The sequence below is a fragment of the Streptomyces huiliensis genome, from assembly GCF_020037025.1.
In the GTDB taxonomy this organism is placed as follows: domain Bacteria; phylum Actinomycetota; class Actinomycetes; order Streptomycetales; family Streptomycetaceae; genus Streptomyces; species Streptomyces huiliensis.
The window spans coordinates 1-2,376 of the sequence record NZ_JAIQLH010000388.1 but is presented as its reverse complement, the minus strand read 5'-3'; the positions used below and the strand labels follow the sequence as shown (position 1 = coordinate 2,376).

General features: G+C 73.4%; 1 protein-coding gene. It reads right to left on the bottom strand.

What is annotated here, in order from left to right; genetic code table 11:
* On the bottom strand, positions 1-2,025 hold a 2,025-nt coding region (locus tag JNW98_RS33860; protein ID WP_223772126.1), incomplete at its 3' end, for a DEAD/DEAH box helicase.
* Positions 2,026-2,376: the final 351 nt, after the last annotated feature.

Sequence of the window (2,376 nt, the reverse complement as noted above, 5' to 3'; positions counted from 1 at the left end):
GCGGTCGTCGCGGCGGAAGCCGGAGGACGGCCGGTCGTCGCGGCGGAAGCCGCCGGAGTGGCGGTCGTCGCGACGGAACCCGCCACGGTCGCCGCCGCGGTCGTCACGGCGCTCGTCGCGGCGGAAGCCGCCACGGTCGCCACCGCGCTCGTCACGGTCGTCGCGGCGGAAGCCACCCGACGGACGCTCGTCGCGACGGTCACGGTTGAACGGACGGTCGTCGCGGCGCTCGTCGCGGCGGAAGCCGCCCGAGGGGCGGTCGTCACGACGGTCACGGTTGAACGGACGGTCGTCACGGCGGTCGTCGCGACGGAACCCGCCACGGTCGCCGCGGTCGTCACGACGGTCGTCCCGGCGGAAGCCGCCACGGTCGCCCCGGTCGTCACGACGGTCGTCGCGACGGAAACCGCCCGACGGACGGCGCTCGAAGTTGCCCCGCTCGTCGCGGCGCTCGGCCTGCGCGGGCACGGAGGCGGCGGCAGCGGCCTCCTCCGCGATCCGGGCGGCCTCGGCGGCGGTCTCCTCGGCGGCGGCGGCCACGGCGGCCTCGGGGTCCTCGCCGCGCTCACGGGCGGCGCGGGCCACCAGGCGGTCGGCCTCCTCGCGGAGCTCGGTGGCGCGGCGCTGGGCGCGCTCCAGCTGGCGGTTGAGGTCGGCCAGGTCGCGCTCCGCCTGCTTGGCGGCGTTCGCGGCCGAGTCGGCCTGCACCTCGGTGAGCGAGCGGGCGCCGGTGATCTCGGCGACCTCGGGGTCGAAGGCGCCGGCGCCGCCGACGATGTGACGCGAGGCGTCCACGCCCGCGTCCTCCATCAGGCGGAAGATCTGGCGGCGCTGGTGCGGCAGGGCCAGCGAAACGACCGTGCCGGACTGGCCGGCGCGGGCCGTACGGCCGGAGCGGTGCAGGTAGTCCTTGTGGTCACCGGCGGGGTCCACGTTGAGGACCAGGTCGATGCCGTCGACGTGGATGCCTCGGGCGGCCACGTCGGTGGCGACCAGGACGTTCACACGGCCGCCCTTGAAGTCCTCCAGGACGCGGGTACGGGCGCCCTGGGTCATGCCGCCGTGCAGCGCGTCCGCGCGGACACCGGCGTCGAGCAGCTGCTCGGCGACGCGGTCGGCGCCCATCTGGGTGCGGACGAAGATGATGGTGCGGCCCTTGCGGGCGGCGATGGCGGCCGTGACCGGCGCCTTGTCCTTCGGCTTCACGACGAGGACGTGGTGCGTCATCGTGGTGACCGCACCGGCGGACGGGTCCACCTCGTGCGTGACCGGGTCGACCAAGTAGCGCTTGACCAGGGTGTCGATCTCGTTCTCCAGCGTCGCGGAGAACAGCAGGCGCTGGCCGCCGGTCGGCACCAGGTCGAGGATCTCGGTGACCTCGGGCAGGAAGCCCATGTCGGCCATCTGGTCGGCCTCGTCGAGGACGGCGACCTGGACCTTGTCGAGGGAGGCGGCACCGCGGTTGATGATGTCGCGCAGGCGGCCCGGGGTGGCGACGAGGATGTCGACGCCGCGCTCCAGGGCGTAGATCTGGTTGCCCATGGACGTACCGCCGCAGACGACCTTCATCTTGAGGCCGAGGACGTCGCCGTAGGGCTGGAGGGCGTCGGCGACCTGCATCGCCAGCTCGCGGGTCGGGGTGAGGATCAGACCGCGCGGACGCTTCTTCTCGGTGTGGCCGTCCGCGAGGATCGAGAGCAGCGGCAGGCCGAACGAGAGGGTCTTGCCGGAGCCGGTGCGGCCGCGGCCCAGGATGTCCTTGCCGGACAGGGCGTCCGGGATGGTCGCCGCCTGGATCGGGAACGGGGTGGTGACGCCGTTCTGGGCGAGCTTGCGGACGATGGCGTCGTCCAGGCCCAGGTCGGCGAAGGTGATCGTCGGCTCGGCGGCCTCGGCGACCTCGGGGGTCTCTTCGGTCTCGACGACGACGTCGGTCTCGACGACGTCGGTCTCGGTGACCTCGGGGGCCTCGACGATCGTCTCGTCGGCCTCGGGCATGACGGTCTGGTCAGTGGAAATGGACATGCGAAATGCGAAACCTTCCGGAGTTTCGGCACGCGCCCAAGCTCCGTGTCGGCTTCACAAATGACCGCCTCGATGCGGTCAGCCACGGCAAGGTAAGGAACGCGCCACACGGCGCGCATCTGACAGGCGCCGGGCAAATGGGATCAAACGATCTACCACCATACGCACTCGACACCGCTGAGCGCAACCCCGCCTCCCGTGCCGCCCCTGTGGCCCGCCCCACACCGCCCGGGGAAACCGCGCCGGCACGCCTACGCGACCGGCCCGGCCTGCGGCGTCGGGTGCGGCGCGGGCGAGTCGGTGGTGGGCGCGGGCGGCGACGGCGGGGGCGTCGGCTCCGGGTCGGGGGCC